Raw genomic sequence first — 23,062 nt, 5'->3', positions numbered from 1 at the left:
GCTCTCTCCTTCTCCTCGGAGGGAGATGGGACCGACCGAGTGGTTTAGCAGAGAAACGTCGATCTGAAATACCGAGTCGAACTCAGTTCTAGAACAGCACCCGAATCGGCTCCCTCTCCCTCGGGAGAGGTCTGGGCGGGCGGCGTTCCGATGAGGGGCTGCCGCGCCGCCGGAATCAAGTCGACCCCAAAAATTGCTCGTCACGCCCGTGCACCGCCTTCGCGCTTCACCCCAAGACAAAACATCTTTCGATAATCCGAAGGCGACGTCCCCAAGTGCGCCGCAAACTGCTGCCGCAACGACAGCGGCGTGCCAAACCCGGCTTCCCCGGCAATGCATTCAACCGGCAAATTCGTGTCTCCAGCAACGCAAACACGCGAAGATCGTCGCCGTGCACATGGACGCGATCAACCACATGTCGTTGACCCGCGCTGAGCTGCGCAGCTATCTGCAAAAGCACGGCATCGAGAGCCGGGTGGACATCCCGTCGGACGGCGCTTCGCTGGAGTTTTGATCCGGCCCGGCCGCCTCTGAACGGGGCGGCTTTTCGATCCGGCCATCCAGCTGTCGCCCACATGAATATTCCCGCGCATCAGTTTGACGGCTGCCGACTCTGTGCCTACGGTTCTTTCACGCCTCCAGTCAATCGGCCAGTTTTCGGCACGTCGATCTCCGTGAAAGGATTCTGATCATGACCCCACCTCGCAAGCTGCTGTTTTGTGCCCTGCCACTCTGTGTTGCACTGGGCGGAGTGATGCCGGCGCAGGCCGCGGCACCGGATTTGCTGCTGAGCACGCCGGCAACACCCGACGCTGTCGAAAAAGGCATGCACGCCGATGGCTATAGCCTGGCGATTTCGGCTTACAACTGGGGTTATCCGCTGGTGCGCATGGAACGGGTAGCGCGCGAGTACACCAGCGTTCCGAGTCCCAAGCCCGCCACCAGTTATCGCGCCGGTCTTAATCAGATCGGCTGGGCCACAGCCTTGGCCTCACCGTCGGCCAAGGACATGCCCACCGCCAACAACGACACCTATTACATGAGCGCCGTGCTCGACCTGACCGAGCCCTACGTACTCAGCGTGCCTGATACGCAGGACCGTTATTACGTGGTCGATGTGTTCAACATGTGGCAGGAACTGGAGCACTACGTCGGGCGGCGCACTACGGGCACCCAGGCCGGCAAGTTTGTGCTGGTGCCGCCGGGCTGGACAGGCGAGTTGCCCAAGGATGCCAAGCGCCTTGACGTTTCGACCGGAAAAATCTGGTTATGGGGCCGCATGCAGGTCAAGCAGGGCGAAGACGTTGCACCGATTCTGGCGTTGCAGAAGCAGTTCAGTGTCGCGCCACTGAGCGGCAAGGCACCGGCCGCCCAGACCCTGCCAGCATTACCGCAGACGGCCGATTCGCTGGGCTTCTTCACGGAACTGGCCGCGGCATTGAAGGATAACCCGGTGAAGCCGGCCGACGCGGCGTTGTTCGCCCAGTTCGCCCGTATCGGTCTGACCGACAAAGGCTTCTCGCCGGAAAAACTCGATCCGGCCACGCGCAAAGGCCTGGAAGAAGGTTTGAAGGTCGCGCCGTATGTGGCAATTGCCTCGCTGGCCAGCACCTCGTCGATCCGCAACGGCTGGAACTGGGTGACCGGTCTCGACAGCTTCGGCTACAACTACCCATTGCGCGCGATGGTGGCGGGGCCTTATCTCGGCGGCCAGGGTGAACGCGAAGCGATGTACCCGATCCGCTTCACCGATAGCAAGAATCAGCCGCTCACAGGGGCTCATCGCTACGAAATCAAGCTGGCCTCAGCGCCGCCGGTCGACGCCTTCTGGTCGCTCACCATGTACGACGCCAACGACAAAATGCTCGTCGACAACCCGATCAACCGCTACAAGGTCGGCACCGACACCCAAGGCCTGAAGGTCGCCGCAGACGGCTCGATCACCATTCCGATCTCGCATGACAAGCCAACAGGCGAGCACGCAGCCAACTGGTTGCCGGCGCCCAAGGGCGGCTTTTATGTGCTGTTGCGCCTGTATCAGCCCAGGGAAGATGTGCTGTCCGATAAATGGAAGCTACCGCAGTTGAACCGGGTGTATTGAGCATCTGCCCGTTATCGCTAGCGGTGTCAGCCGCCCAGCTTCGCCCAGAATTCCTCGGCCGAAGGGCTGATCGGTGCCGTCGGGCGAGTCAGGTGTATTTCCAGTGGAATATCCCAACTTTCATCCAGTGCCCTGACCAGACGCCCATCAGCCATTTCCTGTTCGGTCAGGCTTTTTGGCAGCCAGGCCACGCCTTTGCTTTCCAGCGCCATCGACATCAGCACTGCGGCCAAGTGGCTGCTGAACAATGGTTTCAAGTGCAGATAATCAGCCTTGCCATGCAACCTGTGGGCGACGATTCGGCCCAGGCCCGATTCGTGGGTGTAGGCCAGATAGGGCAGGGTTTCAGGCGACGTGCCGAACTGTGCTGAAGCACTCGCCAGCGGCACAAGTACGTCCTCGCCAACCTTCTTGCCAATGAACTGATCCGGCGCCAGTAACGGCGGAACGTCGGGGTGGCGATGGCATAGCAGGAACTGCACCTGGCCATGAATCAGCATCTGTTCGCACACGGCCATGCTGTCGGAATGCAGGCGAACCGCATCGATCGGCGCGCCACTTTCGGCGCTGCGCAACCAGCGTGGGAAGAAGGTGAATGACAGCGAATGAGTGGCGGCGAACTGCAAGGTTTTCGCCGCCATGCCAGCCACTTCCTGGGCCTCGGAGCGCATGCGGTAAAGGCGTCTGGCCGCTTCTTGGGCGCTGGGCAGAATCTGCCGGCCGGCCTCGGTCAACGTCGCACCTTGCGGGGTGCGCACGAACAATTCCACACCCATCCAGTTCTCCAGCGAGCGCACTCGGCGACTGAACGCCGGCTGCGTCACATGGCGCGCTTCGGCGGCCCGGACAAAGCTGCCGTACTCGGCCAGTGCTGAAAAATCCTCAAGCCAAACCAGTTCCAAGGGCAATGCCTCCTGTGCATAGGGCGCGGCATTAATAGCATTGGGCGGGTGTCGTCGCAAAGCATAACGTTGGGTCACCACAACAAGAGGAACCCGTCATGCGTATCGTCGATATCCGTGAAAAAACCGTCTCCATTGCTTCCCCGATCGCCAATGCCTACATCGATTTTTCGAAGATGACCTGCTCGGTCGTTGCGGTCATTACCGACGTGATTCGCGACGGCAAACCGGTCATCGGTTACGGCTTCAACTCCAACGGTCGCTACGGCCAGGGCGCGTTGATGCGCGACCGTTTTCTGGCGCGGATCACTGAAGCCGACCCGGAAACCCTGATCGATCACGAGAACAATAACCTCGATCCGTTCGCCATCTGGAAAACCCTGATGACCAACGAAAAACCGGGCGGCCATGGCGAGCGTTCAGTAGCGGTCGGCACCATCGATATGGCGGTGTGGGATGCGGTGGCGAAGATCGAAGGCAAGCCGCTGTATCGCCTGCTTGCCGACCGTTATCGCAACGGCGTTGCCGATGACAAAGTCTGGGTGTATGCGGCGGGTGGTTATTACTACCCGGGCAAGGACCAGAGCAAGCTCAAGGCCGAAATGCAGAGCTATCTGGACCGTGGCTACGACGTGGTCAAGATGAAGATCGGCGCAGTGCCGCTGGACGAAGATATCCGCCGCATCGAAGCGGTGCTCGAAGTGGTGGGCGACGGCCAGCGCCTGGCGGTCGATGCCAACGGCCGCTTCGATCTGCAGACCGGTATCGCGTACGCCGAAGCGATCAAGAAGTACAACCTGTTCTGGTACGAAGAAGTCGGCGACCCGCTGGATTATGCGCTCCAGGCCGAGCTGGCCAATCACTACGAACTGCCGATGGCCACCGGCGAAAACCTGTTCTCTCACCAGGACGCTCGCAACCTGTTGCGCCACGGCGGCATGCGCCCGGACCGTGACTACCTGCAATTCGACTGCGCGTTGTCCTACGGGCTCGTGGAGTACATGCGCACCCTGAAAGTGATGGAAGAGCTGGGTTGGTCTTCGCGCCGCGTGGTGCCGCATGGTGGTCACCAGATGTCGTTGAACATCGCCGCCGGTCTGCACTTGGGCGGCAACGAATCGTACCCGGACGTGTTCCAGCCATTCGGCGGTTTTGCCGATGGCATCCGCGTGGAGAGCGGCTACGTCGGGCTGCCGGATATCCCGGGCGTCGGCTTCGAAGCCAAGTCTGCGCTGTATGCCGTCATGCGCGAACTGGGCGAGGGCTGATTCTGTTTCATCTGCGGCCTCGTTCGCCGGGGCCGCAGCTTCAGGCGTCATCCTCGACGCCAAAGCCACATGCCCACCACAACAATAAAATGAGGTGCTTCCGTGGAAACTTCAAAATCACGCTGGTACAGCCAGCTCTATGTGCAAGTGCTGATCGGCATCGTCATCGGCGCTGCCATCGGATACTTCGTGCCGGACATCGGCGCCAAGCTGCAGCCGTTTGCCGACGGTTTCATCAAGCTGATCAAGATGCTTCTGGCGCCGATCATTTTCGGCACGGTGGTGGTCGGTATCGCCAAGATGGGCAGCATCAAGGAGGTCGGACGGATCGGTGTGAAAGCGCTGATCTACTTCGAGATTCTTTCCACCATCGCACTGGTGGTCGGCCTGATCGTAGTCAACGTGGTCAAGCCCGGCGCCGGCATGAACATCAACGCCGGCACCCTCGATGGCAGTGCTGTCAATAAATACAGCCAGGCGGCGAGCGAGCAGGGCGGCCTCGTCGAATTCTTCCTCAATATCATTCCGCACACCTTCCTCGGCGCTTTCTCCAATGGCGTCATGCTGCAAGTGATTCTGTTGTCGGTGCTGATGGGCGTCGCCTTGGTGCAAATGGGCGAAACCAGCAAACCGCTGATCAACACCATCGATCTGTTCCTGCAAGGTCTGTTCAAAATCGTCGCGATGGTCATGCGTCTGGCGCCGCTGGGCGCCGGAGCTGGCATGGCGTTCACCATCGGTAAATACGGCATCGGCACTCTGCTGTCGCTGGGGCAGTTACTGGTCGCGCTGTACATCACCACGCTGATCTTCATCGTCGTGGTACTGGGCGCGGTGGCGCGATGGTCGGGCATGCCGCTGATGCAGTTTCTGCGTTATTTCAAGGATGAAATCCTGATCACCCTGGGCACCTGTTCGACCGAAGCGGTGCTGCCGCGAATGATGGTCAAACTGGAAAAGCTCGGCTGCAAGAAATCCGTGGTCGGCATGGTCCTGCCGACGGGCTACACCTTCAACGCGGACGGCACCTGCATCTACCTGACCATGGCAGCGATCTTCATCGCCCAGGCGACCAACACGCCGCTGACCTTCATGGATCAGATGATTCTGCTCGGCGTGTTCCTGCTGACCTCCAAGGGCTCGGCCGGTGTGGCGGGAGCAGGGTTCGTGACCCTGGCGGCCACGCTCACCACTATTCACTCCATACCTCTGGTGGGCCTGGTGTTGCTGTTGGGCATCGACCGCTTCCTCAACGAGGCGCGAGCGGTGACCAACCTGATTGGCAACGGCATCGGCACCATTGCCATTGCCAAGTGGGACAACTCCTTCGATGTCGAAGCGTGCGAGCGGGAAATCGCCGCCATGAAACACGCCAAGGCCGAACGTAAATCGTTGCTGGCGCACAAGTAATCCGCGAAACGTGGCGATGTTGGCGACAGCTCGCCACGGCTTCCTGGCTAACCATCATGCGACGGCGATAGCGAAGTCATTTCGCAACCCCACAACTGCAAAAACGGCTCGCTGACAGTGGCCGGCCCAACCCATCGGCTGACCAATTCGCACTTGGCATCCATGCATAACTGGTAATCACCGGCCTGCGGGGTTCGGCCCAATTGCAGTGGTTGCAGCGGCGGCAAGTGGCGTCGGAAATGCCAACTGCCGTTCTCCAGCCGGGCATCGTCGGGTATCTCCATGCCAGCGCCGTTGCCGCGAACCCTGGCCTGCTCAAGAACCAGCCCTTGGGCCGTGACGCGGTAGTCTTCCTCCCAGCGGATCTTTTCGATGCTGTGGTTCCATGCCAGGGTGAAGTTCGCTACCGGCAACTGTGCCCAGATACTGCCGGCCAGACCCAGGCACAAGCCGATCATGCATTGGCCGCTGCTGCGCGCCGCGAGCGCCAGACGTGTTGCACGATTACCAGAATCCCGAGTGCGAAGCCGATTTCATCGGTCACCGGCAGTGCCACGATCAGCAGGGCGCCGGCGCCGAGACTGAGCACCCGTTCCCAGATCAGCATTTTCTGTTGCAGAAAACCGGTAGACGCCATGCCCCAGAGACCAACCGCCAGAAGAGTCTTGATCAGCATGTAGGCAGTTGCCCACAAGTTGTCGCCTTGCAGCATCAGCGCCGGGTTGTAGACCGCCATGAACGGGATGACGAAACCGGCCAGCGCAATGCGCACGGCCCACAGGCTGATCTTGAAGCCGCTTTCCTTGGCGATCGGCGCGGCGGCAAAACAGGCGAGGGCGACCGGCGGGGTCAGGTCGGCGAGGATGCCGAAGTAGAACACGAACATGTGCGACACGATCAGTGGCACGCCCAGCTCCAGCAGGGCGGGCGCGGCGATCGAGCTGGTGATGATGTAGTTGGGAATGGTCGGAATGCCCATCCCTAGCACCAGGCAGGTAATCATCGTCAGGATCAGCGACAGCAGCAGGTTGTCGCGGCCGATGGCGAGGATGTAGCCGGCAAACGTCGAAGCGACGCCGGTGAGCGAAACGATGCCGATGATGACGCCGACCAGTGCGCAGGCGATGCCCACCGGTACCGCGTGGCGGGCGCCCTCGACCAGCGCGTGCAGGCAGATCAGCAGCGTGTCGCGACCACCCTTGATGAAAGCGCAGACCAGCACCAGGACGGCAATGACCGCGAAAATCACCGCGATGCCGAGCTGGAAAAAACCTGTGCAGAGCACGCCCAGGGCAATCCAGAACGCACAGCGCAGGCCGAAGCTGTGCACCCGGAAAATGATCGCCGAGCCAAGAATCACGATGGCAGTCAATGCCAGGCCGACCATGCCCGAGAACAGCGGTGTGCGCCCGGAAAACAGCAGGTAAACCAGAACCAGCAGAGGAATCAGCAAATACCAGCGGGCTTTCACCGCGCCCCATGCGCTGGGGCATTGGTCTTTGGGCAGGCCCTTGAGGTTGGAGCGCTTGGCTTCCAGATGGACCATCCAGAACACTGAGCCGAAATACAGCAGGGCCGGAATCAGCGCCGCCTTGGCGATTTCGACGAAGGGCACATTGATGGTTTCAGCCATGATGAAGGCGACCGCGCCCATCACCGGAGGCATGATCTGGCTGCCCATGCTGGAGGTGGCTTCCACGCCGCCGGCGAACGCGGCGCGATAGCCAAAGCGCTTCATCAGCGGAATGGTGAATTGCCCTGTGGTCACGACGTTGGCAATCCCGGAGCCGGTGATCGTCCCCATCAATGCCGACGAGGCCACGGCCACTTTTGCCGGGCCTCCCAGCTTGTGCCCGAACAAGCCCATGGCGAAGTCGGTAAACAGCTTGATCATGCCGGCCTGCTCGAGGAATGCGCCAAACAGGATGAACAGGAAAATGTAGGTCGCCGACACATAAGTCGGCGTGCCGTACAGCCCTTCGGTGCCGAACGACAGTTGATTGATGATCTGGTCGAAACCGTAGCCGCGATGGGCCAGTTCGCCGGGCAGGTATTGCCCGAACAGACCGTACGCCAGGAACAGCCCGCAAATCACCGGCAGCGCAATGCCCATGACCCGTCGCGCGGCTTCGAAGACCAGAGCAATCAATACGATGCCGATCATCAGGTCGGCCGAGGTGAGGTCACCGGAGCGCTGGATCAGATCGGCCTCGAACACCCATTGATACAGCGCGGTAGCGATGGCGGCCAGGCTCAGCAGCCACGCCAGCGGTTGCCACGGACGGTCTGTGCCTCGTGCGGGATAACTGAGAAACACCACCCACAGCAGGAAGCCGACGTGCACCGCACGCAGCACCTGGCTGGAGAGAGGAGAAAAGGCTGCGGTGACGATCTGGAAAATCGAGAACAGCAACGCTACGTAAAACAGGGTTTTCGGCCAGTCCCGTGGGTTCGCGGAAATACCGTGATGCTCGTCACTCATTGGCTGCCTTCCTCATGACCACACAAAGGAATCGACGCTGCAGTGGCCGTCACGCCACTGCGCACAAGCGCTTATAAAGCGCCTTTTTCCTTGTAGTAGCGCTCGGCGCCGGGGTGCAGCGCGATCGGCAGGTTTTTCGCAGCCGCTTCCAGCTTGATGTCCTTGGCCGCCGAATGGGAGTTACCCAAGCGCCCCAAGTTGTCGAACAGCAGGCGGGTCATGTCATAGACGACGTCATCCGGCAGGTCGGCGCGGGTCACCAGAATATTGGTGATTGCCACGGTGGGCACGGCTTCGGCCTGTCCGTCGTAGGTGTTGGCCGGGATCATTGCGCTCTGGTAGGCCGGATTGCCGATTTTTGTCACCACCTCGCTCGGAATGGCGACGTAGTTCAGCGGCATCACCGACGACAGGTCACGAATGGCGGCCATGCCCAGTCCCGACGATTGCAGGGTGGCGTCCAGTTGCCGGTTCTTGATCAATTCCACCGATTCGGCAAACGGCAGATATTGCACCTTGCCCATGTCCTCGTAGGTCAGGCCGGCCGCTTTGAATATCGCCCGCGCATTCAATTCGGTGCCGGATTTTGGGGCGCCGACCGAGATGGTCTTGCCCTTGAGATCGGCGAGGGTTTTGATTCCCGACTCCTGGCTGGCGACGATTTGAATGTAATTGGGATAGGCGCCGCCCAAGGCGCGCAATTTGGTCAGCGGTGCTTTGAAACCGGCGTCTTCCACGCCGTTTTTGGCGTCGGCCACTGAGTCGCCCAAAGCCAGGGCCAACTCGCCGCGACCGGCCTGTAGCAAGTTGAGGTTTTCTACCGACGCTTTGGTGGCCTGCACCGATGTCTTCGAGCCGGCAATACCGTCGCTGTAGATTTGCGACAGACCGACCCCGATCGGGTAGTAAACCCCGCTGGTTCCGCCGGTGAGGATATTGATGAACACGGGCGCGGCCTGCGCAGCACTGCTAAGGGTCAGCGTGGCGGCGGCCAGCAGGGCAAAGCGTGTTTTGACTCGCATGGGGGCACTTCTCCGTCTTGTTATGGTTTTAAGCAGAGTGATTGCACTCTAGCCGGTCCCGGCTGAACGTGATCGTCACGACGTCAGTTCATCCCCAGCCAGTTCGGCAGCACCAGTGAGATCCATGGCACGTAAGTGATCAGGATCAGGAACAACAGCAGAATCGACAACCACGGCATCGCGGCTTTGACTGTGGCGGGCAAGGACATGCCGGTCACCGCCGAGGTCACGAACAGGTTCAGGCCCACCGGTGGCGTGATCAGGCCGATCTCAAGGTTGACCACCATGATGATGCCGAGGTGAATCGGATCGATGCCCAGTTTCATCGCGATAGGAAAAAGGATGGGCGCCAGGATCAGGATGATCGCTGACGGTTCCATGAACGCGCCGGCAATCAACAGCACAATGTTGACCACCAGCAGGAACGTCACCGGCGTCAGGCCGGCGTCGATCACCCAGGCAGTGATTTGTTGAGGTAACTGTTCGGTGGTCAGCACGTGGGCGAACAGCATGGCGTTGGCAATGATGAACATCAGCATGATGCTCAGCTTGGCCGAGTCGAGCAGAACCTTGGGGGTCTCGCGAAAGGTCAGATCCTTGTAGACGAACAAAGCGATGAAGGCCGAATAGACGGCTGCCACTGCGGCAGCTTCGGTCGGGGTGAACATGCCCGAATAGATGCCGCCGAGGATGATCACCATCAGCAACAGGCCCCATATTGCCTGGCGTGCTGTACTCAGAAACTCGCGAAGCGTCGCACGCGGCAAGGCGGGGAGATTTTTCTTCACCGCGACGATGTAGATCGCCACCATCAACGCCGTGCCCAGCAGCAGGCCAGGCACCACGCCGGCCATGAACAGCTTGCCCACGGAGGTTTCTGTAGCGGCGGCGTAAACCACCATCACGATCGACGGCGGGATCAGGATGCCCAGCGTACCGGCGTTGCAGATGATCCCTGCGCCGAACGCCTGCGGATAGCCGGAACGGACCATCCCGGCAATCGCAATCGAGCCCACCGCAGCGACCGTGGCGGGACTTGAACCGGAGAGGGCGGCGAACAGCATGCAGGCCAGCACCGCCGCAATGGCCAGGCCGCCGCGAATATGCCCGACACAGGCGTTGGCGAAGTCGATCAGCCGGCGGGCGACGCCGCCAGTGGTCATGAAGGCCCCGGCCAGCAGGAAAAACGGAATGGCCAGCAGCGTGTAGTGTTCCGAGGTCTCGAACAGTTTGATCGCCAGCGAGCGCACCGAGTCGGGACTGAAGAAAATGATCGTCAAGGAGCCGGCCAGGCCCAGCGAAATGGCGATCGGCACGCCGATGAACATCAAGGCGAACAGGGCCACGAACAGGAAGGCGATGGTCATGGCTTGTCATCCTCGTGTTCGGCAAGTTTCAGCGCGTCGGCCGCCTCATCGGCCAGCCCGAGGCCGGTCTGACGATTGAGCAGGATGCGCAGGAGAATTTCAGCGAAGCGGATGAACACCAGCGCGAAGCCCAGCGGCACGATCAACCCGATATGCCACTGCATGACGCCGAAATGGCCAAGATCCTCGGCACCGATACCGGCGTTCATCAAGGTTTCGATCCATTCGAAGCTGGCGACGGCGAGCAGCCCCGCGTAGGCCAGACAGCACAGGCAGGCGAGGATGCCGATGTAACGCTGTACCGATCTGCGCGCCAGTTTGACCAGTGCGTCGACACCGATATGCCCGGCGGTGCGCACGCCATAAGCCAGACCGAAAAAAATCAGCCAGCCGAACAGCGCTTTGGTCAGGGCAGTGCTCCAGGTCATGGCCTGCGCCATGCCCATGATCTGATCGCCAACAGCGAACAGCGGAACACTGGCCGCCGGCCAATGATCGGCGAGCCAGTAAAACAGGCTGTAGAAGTTATTGAGGATCACGTAGACAAACGTGACGAGGGTCATGGCCGCCAGAAGGAAGACGATGAAGCCTTCCTCGAAGTGTTCCCAGATTCGCCGAAGCGCTTTCATGGATGGCATCTCACGTCGAGTGAAGACGGGCAGGCGCCGACGCAGCGGCGCCTGCCTTGCGATTATTGCGCCTGGTTTGCGGCTTCGGCGGCAGAGATCAGCTCAGCGCCGATTTCGCCTTCGAACTTCTTCCACACCGGTTTCATCGCGTCGCGCCATTGCGCACGTTCTTCTGGCGTAAGCGTGATGATTTCCGTGGTTTTGGCGGCAAGGATGCGCTGCTTGTCACCCTCGTTCAGTTGCTGGGCTTCCTTGTTCACGTGGGTGGTGACTTCCACGACGATCTTGTCCAGTTCGCTGCGCACGTCGGGTGGCAGGCCGTTCCAGAATTTGGTGTTGGTGATCAGCATGTAGTCCAGTACACCGTGGTTGGATTCAGTGATGTATTTCTGCACTTCATGCATCTTCTGGCTGTAGATGTTCGAGTAAGGATTTTCCGCCCCGTTGACCACACCGGTCTGCAGGCCTTGATATACCTCGGCAAAACTCATCTTGCGCGGATTGGCGCGCACCGCCTTGAATTGCTCCTCCAGCACCGCCGAGGCCTGCACCCGGAACTTCAGGCCGCGCGCATCCGCCGGTACACGCAGTGGCTTGTTGGCCGACAGTTGTTTCATGCCGTTGTGCCAATAAGCCAGGCCGGTGATGTTTTTGCTTTCCATGGATTTGAGCAGGCCCTGACCCTGCGGGCTCAGTTGAAAGCGGTCGACAGCGTTGATGTCATTGAAAAGAAAGGGCAGGTCGAACAGCTGCACGGTCTTGGTGTACTGCTCGAACTTGGCCAGCGACGGCGCAATCATCTGCACATCGCCGAGCAACAGCGCTTCCATTTCCTTGCCGTCACCAAAGAGCGAGGAGTTGGGATACACCTCGACCTTGACCTTGCCCGGCAAACGTTCCTCGACCAGTTTCTTGAACAGCAACGCACCTTGCCCCTTGGGCGTCTGGTCAGCGACCACATGCGAGAACTTGATGATCACCGGGTCTGCCGCCATGGCCGGGTTCATGCTGCTTACCGCCAAAGCGCAGGCAAGTGCGCTGAACAGAGATCTGAGCATCTGGGTGATTCCTCTTGTTTTTATTGTGATGACCGCTCGACGCGCTGAACGCGTTCAAGTGCCGAGACATGTTCAAGTCTAGGCAGAAATATCTGATTTGCCGGGGAATTGACCAGAAAACCGCAAAACAGTGGCGAGTGAACTGAGTACGTGGTTCCGTCAGGGCCGTGAACGGTATGGGGATTACCCGGCAATGAGTGGTGTTTGAATTTCAAGTGCCCGCTGCTGAAGGTGAACCGGGCAGATAGGCCTCGGGTTGGCGGCGCGGGATTCTCATATCGCCAGGTCCTCGTCCCAACACACGGCCTTTGATTCGTGCCATTGCACGTCGGTGACGCCGAATCGCTCGGCCATCGGTTTCGAGAAGCGCTTCAATGGAGGCCGGCCTGGCTTGGGAATTGGCGTCAACCCGGCATCACAACTCGCCCACTGCCAGGCTTCTGCGTTGTTCATCAATTTGGCGCGGATAATGAAGGATTTGGGCACACCGTGAAGTCGGTACTTAATCATGTACAAATCTGTCTGGCTCATGAGGCTCTCCTGTTACTCATGAAAGAGGGATGTTCCTCGCGCCAGGAAATTCACAGTTTTTTCTAACATCTCGACATGCGTCCGCACCGGTTGAAAATTACTTATACAAGCATGCGCTTGCGGTATAACAACGCTCCTCCTGTGATTGCGAAAGTTTGATCAGCGCAACTAAGCGAAACGGCAAAATATATCGGCGCTTGCCCGGTGTCATGGCATTTGAATGTCATTTTATGTTGACGAGGATTATCGCTGCGTTTAACTAGCGCGTAATCTGTAGATCGCTGCCGATACTTTCAAGTTAGTACGTTGGTGCAGTTAGTCCAGTGGAAGATTTTAGTTAGCAAGCTTCGCAAGCGAGGCGATAAACGAACTATTTCCTGTACAGATTCAGCGAAGCTCATGTAATGGTTAATGACCCGTTTGTGCCTTGACAGGAAGAAGGGCCATGGAAAACGACGAGCTGCGTCATGCTTGTACAAAATGCAATAGGCTGTACAAAACCTCGCCGCAAGCGGAGCGTTGCAAGGCAAGCGCCGGCCATGCCGGGCTTTGTGAGAAGTGTCTCAAAAACGAGCAGGAGCGGGTGATCAATGAGCGCCTGGCCTTGTGCGTCGCGAAGATGTTGGACATTGATCGTCAGTTCAAGCCATCAGCGAAACGCTGATGTTCGCTTCAGCTCGCAAACGAGGCGGCTGATGAAATTCGGCAAGACTCAACGATTACCGCTGCGCTTGTACAACTGCAGAGAGTTGGGTTGGGCCGTTGATCATGTCCCTGACAATAAATCACTGCCAGTAATTGTTTTGACTTACGTATAAATCGAATCGTCCAGTTTCCCGGATGTTACACAAACTTGCACAGGAAGTAAGAGGCCCGTGAATACGGGCCTCAGTACTGTTCCGATAGAAGAGCACAAACGCTCTCAGCCTGCGAACATCAAACTTGCGATGCCTTGATCAACAGCGAACCGCGCCGGCGCATGAGGGCGTAGTAAGCGCACGCAGGGCACAGCAAGCCAACGACCCACGCCAGGTCTACGCCTTGCAGGCTGGTGGCAACAGGCCCGACGTACATGGAGGTGTTCATGAACGGAATTTCCAGAGCAATGGTGCAAAGGAATACTGCGATTGCTGTCCAGTTCACCCGACCGTAGATGCCTGCCGGATCGAAGATGTCGGCAATCCGGTAAACGCCTTTGCGCAGCGCGTAATAGTCGACAAGATTGATCGCCGTCCAGGGGATCAGAAAGTAGCTCATGAAAAAAATGAAATTCAGGAAGAACTGCAGAAAGTCGTCCTGCGCCAATGTGCATAAACCGGTTGCGATCGTGCAGATGATCAGCAGGAATCCCGCACGTACAGACGGGGTGATTTTGAGCGCAGAGAAAGGCTCGATCATCGTGATCGTCGACATGAAAGCGCCATACAGGTTGAACACATTGATGGCGATCTGGCCGTATAGCACGAATGCCACCATCAGCAGCGTGCCTCCTCCGAGCAGGCCTATAAGATGCAGCCCGACGTTATCGGAGAACCCCACCATGCCCTTGGCCAGTACGGCGCCTAACAACATCATCCAGCTTCCGCCGATAACGGTACCGGCATAGCTGTACCAGAACACTTGGCGGGCGGAAGTGTCGCTCGGCAAATAGCGAGAGTAGTCCGCCACGTAAGGTGCGTAGGACAGTTGCCAAGTGACCGCGATACTGACAGAGGCGAGGAAGCTGACCAGATTGAAACCCTGCGCGGTCCATTGGCCGGCCTCTATCGGCAGCGCGAGAGCGAGCAGGGTGGCGATGCCGAACACGGCAATCGAAATCAGCGAAAGCAGCTTCTGTACGCGATGAATCAATTGGTAGCCGAACAGCGCGACCAGGAAGCATGCCGCGCCCAGCAGAGCGATGTTGCCAGCGGTGCTCAACGGGCTCAGGTCGCTCACCGCCTGAGCAGCCAACAGCGTGTTGCTGACGAAAAAGCCCAAATAAATAAGCATGACGAACAGCAGCGGTACGATAGCGCCGAAAACCCCGAATTGTGCCCGGCTCTGGATCATCTGCGGAATACCCAGTCTCGGCCCCTGTGCGGAGTGCGAAGCCATGAAGATTGCACCAATCAGCGAACCGATAAGAATCGATAGCGCACTCCAGAAAAGATTGAGTCCCAGGCTGATGGGCAACACTCCAGCCGCTACTGTGGTGATGTTGGCGTTGGCACCAAACCAGACGAAGAACAAGGAACGGGGCCGACCGTGACGCTCGCTCTCAGGGATAAAGTCGATGCTGCGTTTTTCAACTTTCATGTCTGTTCTCCGTTCAGCAGGGGTCGACGAGGCGGCGTTGAAAGCGCGCTACGACTTGTGGGAATTCATCTGGCTGGAAGGCGAGGTGATCGGGTTCGGCGGTTCGAAGCGATGTTGCCGGCTCGTTGTTCCAGCGTCTCGACAACTGCTCGGTGGTGAAGAGCTCCAGCCCGTACAGCCAGTTGGAAAGGATGAACAGTGCCGAGTAATGCGCTCCCTCTGTAGTCGCACTACAGGCGTCAGCGACAAGGCTGATCTGGAAGTCGTGCTGATAGGCGTCGAACAGACTGCTCATGACACACACATCCGTCAGCACGCCGATGACCACCAGGTGCTTGATGCCTCGGCGGTTGAGCATCTGAGCCAAACGGGTGCCGTGGAAGGCGCTGTACCGGCGTTTATCGATGACGACGTCAGCGTCTCGAGGCGCCAGAGCGTCAATGATCTCGATCGCAGATGTGCCGGCGCGGTAAGTCGTTGGCCTGCCTTGGTCGTCTACCGGTTCGCCCAGCGCCAGATCGCGGCCCGGAGCGTCGTTGACATGGCGGGTATAGAAAATCGGGATGTGCAACTGGCGAGCGCGATCGATCAGGGATGCGGCGTTATCGACCACTTGATCGAAGCGTTCGAGCGGGAAGCCATCTTCCTTTTGCATATCGATCACAAGCAAGGCGGTGTTTTGGTTCATCAGGTTTGTTCCGGATGCAGAGCGTCGGGCGAGCCGGAGGGACTCACCAGAAAACTCGGTAATGACGGTGCGCAGCGATCCGCCAAGGCGGAAACTGCGAGAGATCGAGAGAGACTCTCGTGGGGAGGTGTTACCTGACTATCTGCCAGAAACCGTTTTGCTTCGCGCTCACGCAGGATGGCAGCTGCGGCAGCACGATGGAGGACGAAGAGCGGAATCGACGGAGATAACGCGCCATGGCTGCGCACGGCAACGCACACACCGCGCTTGAAGAGCGGGTGTGAGCGTCGCCGAAATTTGCGGAGGATGCAGGCATGGCCATAGACCTTGAGCGCGATATGCACTGGAGGAGCAAGATACGGGCCAAGCTGTGCAAGGCCTTCGAAGCCATTGAGCCAGAGCGGACCAAGCGTTCAAAGCAATGTTTTGTGGTATCTGGTATTCCATAATATTGTGTTACGTAGCGTAGCAGCGGCTTGCGTTCTTGCTCCCTTTTGAAGCAGATCCATCCAGGCTCGCGGCGATCAACGCCGCGCCGTACGCGTACTCACATCCACCCAGACCGCCAACACCAGAATGCTGCCCTTGACGATCATCTGCCAGTAGCTATCCACGTCGAGCATGGACATGCCGTTGTCCAGGCTGGTGATCACCAGTGCACCGAGGAGGGCGCCGTAGACGGTGCCGGAGCCGCCGCGCATGGAGGTGCCGCCGATGAAGCAGGCGGCGATGGCATCGAGTTCGCCCATGCTGCCGGCGGACGGTGAGCCGGCGGCGAGGCGTGCGGTGTTGACCACGCCGGCGAGGGCGCACATCACGCCCATGATGCCGAAAATCCACAGCTTGACCGCCTGCACATTGATGCCTGACAGGCGCGTGGCTTCCATGTTGCTGCCGACCGAATAGACCCGGCGGCCGAACACGGTCTGGCTGGTGACGTAGCTGAACACGCCGAGCAGAATCAGCAACAGCAGCACCGGCACGGGAATGCCGTCATAGCTATTGAGGGTCTGAACAAAACCGGCCAGCACCGCGCCGATCACCAGCACGCGCACAACATCACGCACCAGCGAATGCGCCGCCAGGCCATGCAGGGCGCGATTGCGTCGTTGTTTCCAGGTCAGGAACACCGTCAGCACAAACAGCAGCACACCCAGGCCGGTGCCTATCGCGTGGGGCAGATAACCCTGGCCGACGTAGACCAGCTCCGGCGATACCGGGGCGATGGTGGTGCCGCCGGTGATCCCCAGCAAAATCCCGCGAAATGCGAGCATGCCGCCCAGGCCGACGATAAAGGACGGTATGCGCAAGTACGCCGCCATGTAGCCGTTGGCGAGGCCGATCATCAGGCCGCACAGGGCGACCAGACTCAGATTCGCCAGCAACGGAATGTGATAGACCACGTCGAGTATCGCCGCGAGGCCTCCGAGCAGGCCGAGCAATGAGCCCACCGACAAATCGATCTCGCCGCTGATAATCACCAGCACCATGCCGCAGGCGAGAATTCCGGTGATCGACATCTGCCGCAGCAGGTTGGAAAGGTTGCGCGGGGTGAGGAAGCCGCCCTCGGTCTGCCAGCTGAAGAACAGCCAGATCAGCACCACGGCGAATACCAGCGCGAGCATCTTGTAGCGGGTGAACAGTTGTTTGACCTGATTCATTTACGCGGTTTTCCGATCATTATTGTTATGGCTGCCCGGCTGGCTGAGGGCAGCGGCGAGTACCTGTTCCTGGGTCAGCTCATGGTTGACGAAATCGCCGCGCAACTGGCCTTCGCCGATCACCAGCACGCGGTCGGAGACGCCGAGCACTTCGGCCAGTTCCGATGAAACCATGATGATCGACACGCCTTCGGCGGCCAGCGCGCCCATCAACTTGTAGATCTCATACTTGGCGCCGACGTCCACGCCTCGGGTCGGCTCGTCGAGAATCAGCACGCGCGGTTTGGCCAGCAGCATCTTGGCCAGTACGGCTTTTTGCTGATTGCCGCCCGACAGGCTGGTGATCGGCAGGGACGGACTTGCGGTCTTCAGATGCAGGCGGGAGATTTCCCGGTCGATGCAGCCCAGCTCGGCTTCGGCATCGATGCGGGTCATTTTCGAATAGCTCTCGAGCACGGCGAGGGTGATGTTCTGACCGACACCGAGATCCGGAATGATGCCCTGGCGCTTGCGATCTTCGGGCACCAGGCACAGGCCGGCGCGGATCGCTTTCAGCGGCGTGCGCGTGTCGATCGGCTGGCCATCCAGCCAGACTTCTCCCTCGTGGCGGCCGGGGTAAGCGCCGAACAGTGCGGTGACCAGTTCGGTGCGCCCGGCCCCGACCAGCCCGGCGATGCCGAGAATCTCGCCGCGCTTGAGGCTGAAGGAAATGTCGTCGACCCGTTTGCGCTTGGGGTTGTCGACGTCGTAGCAGGTGATGTGGCGCGCCTCGAAAATCACCTCGCCAATCTCATGCGGCTCGCTGGGGTAGAGGTTGCTCATTTCGCGCCCGACCATCTGCGTGATGATCTGTGGAATGTCCATGTCGGCCATGGCGGTGGTGGCGATGTGTTTGCCGTCGCGGATCACCGAAATGGTGTCGCATACGGCGGCGACTTCATCGAGTTTGTGCGAGATGTAGACGCAGGCGACGCCCTTGGCTTTGAGGTCACGGATGATGTCCAGCAGCACTTCGATTTCCGAGCGGCTCAGGGCCGAGGAGGGTTCGTCGAGAATCAGCAGACGCGCCTGTTTGTTCAGGGCCTTGGCGATTTCCACCAGTTGCTGGTAGCCGCCGCCGTACTGCGAAACCGGCAGCGAAACGTTCATGTCCGGCACTTTCAATTCACGCATCAAGGCTTCGGCACGGTGGATCATCGCCGGGTAGTTCATGCGCCCGCCGGGCAGCGTCAGCTCATGGCCCATGAAGATGTTTTCCGCCACCGACAAGTCCGGCACCAGGGTCAGTTCCTGATGGATGATGACGATGCCGGCGGCCTCGGTTTCGCTGATCGATTGCGCCCGGAGCGGTTGCCCGTCCCAGAGGATTTCGCCGTCCCAAGTGCCATGGGGATAGACCGCCGAGAGGATCTTCATCAGCGTCGACTTGCCGGCGCCATTCTCGCCACACAGGCCCACGCATTCACCGGGCCGGACCTTGATGTCGATGCCGTTGAGCGCTTTGACACCGCCGAAGGTTTTGACGATGCCGTTCATTTGCAGCAGATAGTCGGACATGGAAAAGGCTCGTATACCAGGGACTCAAACACCACTGAACCTGTGTGGGAGCGAGCCTGCTCGCGAAGGGGCCTTTTCAGCCAGAGCTTTACTGACTGACACTCCGCTTTCGCGAGCAGGCTCGCTCCCACAGGTCTGATCAAGATTTACGACCGGATCACTGCCCGGCAATCTGCGCCTTGGTGTAGAAGCCGTCCTGTTCGAGCAAGTCGATGTTGTCCTTGGTCAACGGCGTTGGCGTGAGCAGGATGGTGTCGACCTTTTTGCTGCCGTTGTCGTACTGCGAGGTGTAGGCCGGTTTTTCGTTGCGCGCCAGTTGCACCGAGAGCTTGGCCGCTTCGGACGCGATGAGTTTCAGTGGTTTGTACACGGTCATGGTTTGCGTGCCGGCGATCACGCGTTTGACGGCTGCGAGGTCGGCGTCCTGACCGGAAATCGGCACCTTGCCGGCCAGTTGCTGCGCGGCCAGTGCCTGGATGGCGCCGCCAGCGGTAGCGTCGTTGGAGGCGACGATGCCGTCGATTTTGTTGTTGTTACGGGTCAGGGCGTTTTCGACGATGCTCAGCGCTTCGGTCGGGTTCCATTCCTTGACCCACTGCTGGCCGACGATCTTGATATCGCCCTTGTCGATGGCCGGTTGCAGCACTTTCATCTGGCCTTCACGGAGGATCTTGGCGTTGTTGTCGGTGGGCGCGCCACCCAGCAAGAAGTAATTGCCCTTGGGCGCCGCTTTCAGCACGCCGCCGGCCTGCATTTCGCCGACCTTTTCGTTATCGAAGGAGATATAGGCGTCGACATCGGCGTTGAGAATCAGCCGGTCGTAAGACACCACTTTGATTCCGGCTTTCTTCGCCTCGGCCACGGCGTTGGTCAGCACTGTCGCGTTGAATGGCACGATGACGATCACATCGACGCCGCGAGAGATGAGGTTTTCGATCTGCGAAATCTGCTTCTGCTCGTTGGCATCCGCCGATTGCACGAAGACTTTGGCGTCCATTTTTTCTGCCGCCGCGACGAAGTAATCGCGATCGCGCGACCAGCGTTCCAGACGCAGATCGTCAATGGAAAAACCGATTTTCGGGTGGGTAGCGTCGGCCATTACCGGCAGGGCCAACAACGCCAGGGCACTGGCCAACAGCGTACGTTTCAAGTTCTTCATGGTGGTGCGTCCTTTTATTTTTGTTGGAAAGACACGGCCTGACGATGAATCGGGCTGGTAGAACTGTAGAGAATCTGCCGACGCAGCAGGCACAGAATTGTCGTGCAATTGTCACAGCGTCGTTGCGTCGGCAGAGGGTCTCGGCGATCAGCGATACAGGTAACGGTTGACGATGTTTTCGAGCATTTCCTGGCGGCCGCTGACGGCTTGCGGGTTCAGCTCGTTGCTGAACGCGTGCTCGGCCAGCGACTCGAGATTGAAGTCGCCCGCCATCACCGCTTGCCCGAACGGCTGACGCCAGCCGGCGTAGCGTTGATCCTTGAGGGTTTGCAGTTGATCGTTCTCGACCATCGCGGCGGCACGTTCCAGCGACAAGGCAAGAACGTCCATGGCGCCAACGTGGCCGTGGAACAGGTCGATCTCGTCGAGGCTCTGCCGGCGCACCTTGGAGTCGAAATTGAAGCCGCCATTCTTGAAACCGCCGGCCTTGAGGATTTCATAGGTCGCCAGGGTCATTTCTTCGACGCTGTTGGGGAACTGGTCGGTGTCCCAGCCGTTCTGCGGATCGCCACGGTTGGCGTCGATGCTGCCGAAGATCCCCAGCGAGGCAGCCGTGGCGATTTCGTGATGAAAGCTGTGGCCGGCCAGGGTCGCGTGGTTGGCCTCGATGTTGACCTTGATTTCCTTTTCCAGGCCGTACTGCTGGAGAAAGCCGAATACCGTAGCGCTGTCGTAATCGTACTGGTGCTTGGTCGGCTCCTGCGGCTTGGGCTCGATCAGCAGGTCGCCGGTGAAACCGATCTTGTGCTTGTGCTCGACCACCATGCGCATGAAGCGCCCGAGTTGTTCGCGCTCACGTTTCAGGTCGGTATTGAGCAGGGTTTCGTAGCCTTCGCGACCGCCCCACAGCACGTAGTTGGAGCCCTTGAGGCGATGGGTGGCGTTCATCGCGCTGAACACTTGCGCGGCGGCGCAGGCGAACACTTCCGGATCGGGATTGCTCGCGGCACCGGCGGCGAAACGCGGATTGCTGAAGCAGTTGGCGGTGCCCCAGAGCAGCTTGATGCCGCTTTGTTCCTGATGCTGTTCGAGGCGGTCGATCATTTGCGCGAAGTGTTCGCGGTACTCCTTCAGCGAGTTGCCTTCGGGGGCGACGTCCGTGTCGTGAAAGCAGTAGTAATCGATGCCTAGTTTGCTGAAGAACTCGAATGCGGCTTGAGCCTTGCCGATAGCCAGTTCCATCGGTTCGCCACTGCGTTGCCACGGGCGTTTGAAGGTTCCGGCGCCGAACACATCAGAGCCCGGCCAGACGAAAGTGTGCCAGTAGCAGGCGGCCATGCGCAGGTGTTCGCGCATGGGTTTGCCGAGGATCAGTTTGTCGGCGTCGTAGTGACGGAATGCGAGGGGCGAATCACTGTTCGGGCCTTCGTAGCGAACCGGCTCGATATTGGGGAAATACTGCATGGACCTTGTCCTTGTTGTTCTTGGCGGTGTCTCGATACTAGCAACGGCCCCGTGCCCGCTGATTATGAAAAGCCTCAACTGCGAGTGCGATTTTGCGTATTGAGCTTCAGCGCTCGCAGGCCTAGTCTGTGTCCATCGTCGCCGCGACATGGCGGCCCGGAACAAAAATAATTTGAGGCCGCTTTCGCGAGCAGGCTCGCTCCCACATTTGATTCGTGTCGTTCACAAAACCGTGTGGGAGCGAGCCTGCTCGCGAATGGCTTGACGCAAAATCCGGATACTGAATGAAAAGCCTACCGCCCGTGCACCGCATCGCCCTGTTGTTCAACGGCAGCAAGATCTACGACCGTGGAATCATCAGCGGCATCGGCAACTACCTGAGCAGCACTCGCGCTTCCTGGGACCTGTTTCTGGAAGAGGACTTTCTCTGCCGCTTGAAAGGCATCGAGCGCTGGCAGGGTGACGGGATCATTGCCGACTTCGATGATCCGCTGATTGGCGAGGCGCTGGCCGACATTCATTTGCCGGTGGTGGCGGTGGGGGGTTCCTACGAGGATGCACGCGCTTATCCAAAAGCGATTCCCTACGTTGCCACTGACAACAACGCATTGATCACGCTGGCTTACTCGCATCTGGTCGAGGCGGGGTTGCAGCGCTTTGCCTGTTTCAGCCTGCCCGAGGCGCAGGCCAATCGCTGGGCGCAGGAGCGGGAAAAAGCCTTTCGCAAACTGATGCAACGCGACGGCCTGCACGCCGAGATCTATCGCGGCATGGGCACCAGCGCGCCACTGTGGGACAGCGCCGTCGAGCAACTGATCGCCTGGCTGCACAGCCTGCCCAAACCGATCGGCATCATCGCCGTCAGCGACGCCCGCGCCCGCCAGTTGCTGCAAGCCTGCCTGACCGCCGGCATCGCCGTGCCGGAGCAGGTCGCGCTGATCGGCATCGACAATGACCCGCTGACCCGCAGCCTGACTCGCGTACCGCTGAGTTCGGTGATTCAGGGCACCGAAACCATGGGCCGCACCGCTGCGCAATTGCTGCACCAGATGCTCCACGGCATGCCGTCCACCGGTACGCAAATCCTGATTCCGCCGGACGCGGTCAACGTGCAGGTGTCGAGCCTGCACCAACCGCTGGGCAATCCCTACGTCATGCAAGCGCTGCTGTTCATCCGCCAATATGCCTGTCAGGGCATCAAGACCGCACAAGTGGCGGCGTATGTCGGGGTGTCGCGCTCGTCGCTGGAAGCGCATTTCCGCGCTGAGCGCGATTGCAGCGTGCATGACGAGATTCTGCGTTTCAAACTGGCGGCGGCTACCAGCGGTTTGAAGAACACCGATGCGGCGATTGCCGACATTGCCCAGGCCTGCGGCTTCAAGTCTGCGCAATATCTGCACACGGTGTTCCGTCGCGAGTTCGGCTGCACGCCCCGCGAATATCAGCAGGGCGGGGCGTAGCGCTG

At 59.5% G+C, this 23,062-nt stretch carries 19 protein-coding genes and 1 pseudogene; 5 read left to right on the top strand and 15 right to left on the bottom strand.

The features are described 5' to 3' along the window. Positions 1–200 precede the first annotated feature (200 nt). Positions 201–356, bottom strand: a pseudogene (locus D8U61_RS28120) (GlxA family transcriptional regulator); the annotation flags it as partial. 335 nt (positions 357–691) lie between these two features. Between D8U61_RS28120 and D8U61_RS21290 the strand changes: the two are divergent. Then, positions 692–2,101 (top strand): DUF1254 domain-containing protein, encoded by a 1,410-nt coding sequence (locus D8U61_RS21290; RefSeq protein WP_125926096.1) that lies wholly within the window; start codon positions 692–694, stop codon positions 2,099–2,101. A gap of 26 nt (positions 2,102–2,127) precedes the next feature. Here the strand turns inward: D8U61_RS21290 and D8U61_RS21285 are convergent, their stop codons facing one another. Continuing rightward, on the bottom strand, positions 2,128–3,003 hold the full coding sequence (locus tag D8U61_RS21285) for a LysR family transcriptional regulator (RefSeq protein ID WP_041480547.1): 876 nt from the start codon (positions 3,001–3,003) through the stop codon (positions 2,128–2,130). A gap of 98 nt (positions 3,004–3,101) precedes the next feature. On the opposite strand from D8U61_RS21285, the gene D8U61_RS21280 reads away from it, so the two are divergent. Both D8U61_RS21280 and dctA read left to right on the top strand, forming a co-directional pair. Continuing rightward, complete coding sequence (locus D8U61_RS21280) at positions 3,102–4,271, top strand: mandelate racemase/muconate lactonizing enzyme family protein (protein WP_125926097.1); 1,170 nt, start codon at positions 3,102–3,104, stop codon at positions 4,269–4,271. A gap of 102 nt (positions 4,272–4,373) precedes the next feature. Further along, positions 4,374–5,681, top strand: coding sequence for a C4-dicarboxylate transporter DctA (gene dctA, locus D8U61_RS21275; protein WP_125926098.1), 1,308 nt, complete (start codon positions 4,374–4,376; stop codon positions 5,679–5,681). Positions 5,682–5,728: 47 nt separating this feature from the next. Here the strand turns inward: dctA and D8U61_RS21270 are convergent, their stop codons facing one another. From D8U61_RS21270 to D8U61_RS21240, 7 genes are all read right to left on the bottom strand, one after another. Further along, positions 5,729–6,139: a DUF1850 domain-containing protein gene (locus D8U61_RS21270; protein ID WP_125926099.1), complete on the bottom strand. Its 411-nt coding sequence runs from the start codon at positions 6,137–6,139 to the stop codon at positions 5,729–5,731. Beyond that, positions 6,136–8,163, bottom strand: a complete 2,028-nt coding sequence (locus tag D8U61_RS21265; protein ID WP_130927619.1) for a TRAP transporter permease — start codon at positions 8,161–8,163, stop codon at positions 6,136–6,138. The genes D8U61_RS21270 and D8U61_RS21265 overlap by 4 nt, the downstream gene beginning before the upstream one ends. Positions 8,164–8,234: 71 nt before the next feature. Further along, the gene (locus D8U61_RS21260) at positions 8,235–9,185 is read right to left on the bottom strand and encodes a TAXI family TRAP transporter solute-binding subunit (protein ID WP_130888055.1); all 951 of its coding nucleotides are present in this window, start codon (positions 9,183–9,185) and stop codon (positions 8,235–8,237) included. Positions 9,186–9,268: 83 nt separating this feature from the next. Next, on the bottom strand, positions 9,269–10,552 hold the full coding sequence (dctM, locus tag D8U61_RS21255; RefSeq protein WP_041480541.1) for a C4-dicarboxylate TRAP transporter large permease protein DctM: 1,284 nt from the start codon (positions 10,550–10,552) through the stop codon (positions 9,269–9,271). Further along, a complete protein-coding gene (locus tag D8U61_RS21250) occupies positions 10,549–11,181 on the bottom strand; it encodes a TRAP transporter small permease (RefSeq protein ID WP_024012587.1) in 633 nt (210 codons plus the stop codon). Before D8U61_RS21250 ends, dctM begins: the two co-directional genes overlap by 4 nt. A gap of 62 nt (positions 11,182–11,243) precedes the next feature. Beyond that, positions 11,244–12,188: a C4-dicarboxylate TRAP substrate-binding protein DctP gene (gene dctP, locus D8U61_RS21245; protein ID WP_225927696.1), complete on the bottom strand. Its 945-nt coding sequence runs from the start codon at positions 12,186–12,188 to the stop codon at positions 11,244–11,246. Between the two features lie 324 nt (positions 12,189–12,512). Continuing rightward, positions 12,513–12,770 (bottom strand): DUF6555 family protein, encoded by a 258-nt coding sequence (locus D8U61_RS21240; protein ID WP_039758965.1) that lies wholly within the window; start codon positions 12,768–12,770, stop codon positions 12,513–12,515. Positions 12,771–13,215: 445 nt separating this feature from the next. Here D8U61_RS21240 and D8U61_RS21235 point away from each other — a divergent pair, with 445 nt between their 5' ends. Further along, on the top strand, positions 13,216–13,434 hold the full coding sequence (locus D8U61_RS21235) for a hypothetical protein (protein ID WP_125926101.1): 219 nt from the start codon (positions 13,216–13,218) through the stop codon (positions 13,432–13,434). Positions 13,435–13,706: 272 nt separating this feature from the next. Here the strand turns inward: D8U61_RS21235 and D8U61_RS21230 are convergent, their stop codons facing one another. The 6 genes from D8U61_RS21230 to xylA form a co-directional block, all read right to left on the bottom strand. Then, a complete protein-coding gene (locus tag D8U61_RS21230) occupies positions 13,707–15,068 on the bottom strand; it encodes a cytosine permease (RefSeq protein WP_125916004.1) in 1,362 nt (453 codons plus the stop codon). 13 nt (positions 15,069–15,081) lie between these two features. Further along, the gene (locus tag D8U61_RS21225) at positions 15,082–15,756 is read right to left on the bottom strand and encodes an isochorismatase family cysteine hydrolase (RefSeq protein ID WP_130927618.1); all 675 of its coding nucleotides are present in this window, start codon (positions 15,754–15,756) and stop codon (positions 15,082–15,084) included. Positions 15,757–16,280: 524 nt separating this feature from the next. Next, entirely contained in the window at positions 16,281–17,417 is a 1,137-nt protein-coding gene (locus tag D8U61_RS21215) for a sugar ABC transporter permease (RefSeq protein WP_016774325.1), read from the bottom strand. Then, complete coding sequence (gene xylG / locus D8U61_RS21210) at positions 17,418–18,974, bottom strand: D-xylose ABC transporter ATP-binding protein (RefSeq protein WP_039758957.1); 1,557 nt, start codon at positions 18,972–18,974, stop codon at positions 17,418–17,420. Positions 18,975–19,131: 157 nt separating this feature from the next. Next, positions 19,132–20,133 (bottom strand): D-xylose ABC transporter substrate-binding protein, encoded by a 1,002-nt coding sequence (xylF, locus tag D8U61_RS21205; protein ID WP_016774327.1) that lies wholly within the window; start codon positions 20,131–20,133, stop codon positions 19,132–19,134. 147 nt (positions 20,134–20,280) lie between these two features. After that, entirely contained in the window at positions 20,281–21,597 is a 1,317-nt protein-coding gene (xylA, locus tag D8U61_RS21200) for a xylose isomerase (RefSeq protein ID WP_130927617.1), read from the bottom strand. Positions 21,598–21,881: 284 nt separating this feature from the next. Here xylA and D8U61_RS21195 point away from each other — a divergent pair, with 284 nt between their 5' ends. Next, positions 21,882–23,057 (top strand): DNA-binding transcriptional regulator, encoded by a 1,176-nt coding sequence (locus tag D8U61_RS21195; RefSeq protein WP_110599156.1) that lies wholly within the window; start codon positions 21,882–21,884, stop codon positions 23,055–23,057. Positions 23,058–23,062: the final 5 nt, after the last annotated feature.

Source organism: Pseudomonas sp. Sample_14 (assembly GCF_004307515.1).
Taxonomy (GTDB): Bacteria; Pseudomonadota; Gammaproteobacteria; order Pseudomonadales; family Pseudomonadaceae; genus Aquipseudomonas; species Aquipseudomonas atacamensis.
Note: the sequence above shows the minus strand (reverse complement) of the source record. Positions and strands in the feature narration are given on the sequence as shown.

Bases quoted from the DNA above. Each gene is read 5' to 3' on its own strand.
- D8U61_RS21290 (WP_125926096.1), top strand. From the start codon at position 692: ATGACCCCACCTCGCAAGCTGCTGTTTTGTGCCCTGCCACTCTGTGTT.
- D8U61_RS21280 (WP_125926097.1), top strand. From the start codon at position 3,102: ATGCGTATCGTCGATATCCGTGAAAAAACCGTCTCCATTGCTTCCCCG.
- D8U61_RS21270 (WP_125926099.1), bottom strand. From the start codon at position 6,139: ATGATCGGCTTGTGCCTGGGTCTGGCCGGCAGTATCTGGGCACAGTTG.
- D8U61_RS21265 (WP_130927619.1), bottom strand. From the start codon at position 8,163: ATGAGTGACGAGCATCACGGTATTTCCGCGAACCCACGGGACTGGCCG.
- D8U61_RS21260 (WP_130888055.1), bottom strand. From the start codon at position 9,185: ATGCGAGTCAAAACACGCTTTGCCCTGCTGGCCGCCGCCACGCTGACC.
- dctM (WP_041480541.1), bottom strand. From the start codon at position 10,552: ATGACCATCGCCTTCCTGTTCGTGGCCCTGTTCGCCTTGATGTTCATC.
- D8U61_RS21250 (WP_024012587.1), bottom strand. From the start codon at position 11,181: ATGAAAGCGCTTCGGCGAATCTGGGAACACTTCGAGGAAGGCTTCATC.
- dctP (WP_225927696.1), bottom strand. From the start codon at position 12,188: ATGAACCCGGCCATGGCGGCAGACCCGGTGATCATCAAGTTCTCGCAT.
- D8U61_RS21240 (WP_039758965.1), bottom strand. From the start codon at position 12,770: ATGAGCCAGACAGATTTGTACATGATTAAGTACCGACTTCACGGTGTG.
- D8U61_RS21235 (WP_125926101.1), top strand. From the start codon at position 13,216: ATGGAAAACGACGAGCTGCGTCATGCTTGTACAAAATGCAATAGGCTG.
- D8U61_RS21230 (WP_125916004.1), bottom strand. From the start codon at position 15,068: ATGAAAGTTGAAAAACGCAGCATCGACTTTATCCCTGAGAGCGAGCGT.
- D8U61_RS21225 (WP_130927618.1), bottom strand. From the start codon at position 15,756: ATGAACCAAAACACCGCCTTGCTTGTGATCGATATGCAAAAGGAAGAT.
- D8U61_RS21215 (WP_016774325.1), bottom strand. From the start codon at position 17,417: ATGAATCAGGTCAAACAACTGTTCACCCGCTACAAGATGCTCGCGCTG.
- xylG (WP_039758957.1), bottom strand. From the start codon at position 18,974: ATGTCCGACTATCTGCTGCAAATGAACGGCATCGTCAAAACCTTCGGC.
- xylF (WP_016774327.1), bottom strand. From the start codon at position 20,133: ATGAAGAACTTGAAACGTACGCTGTTGGCCAGTGCCCTGGCGTTGTTG.
- xylA (WP_130927617.1), bottom strand. From the start codon at position 21,597: ATGCAGTATTTCCCCAATATCGAGCCGGTTCGCTACGAAGGCCCGAAC.
- D8U61_RS21195 (WP_110599156.1), top strand. From the start codon at position 21,882: ATGAAAAGCCTACCGCCCGTGCACCGCATCGCCCTGTTGTTCAACGGC.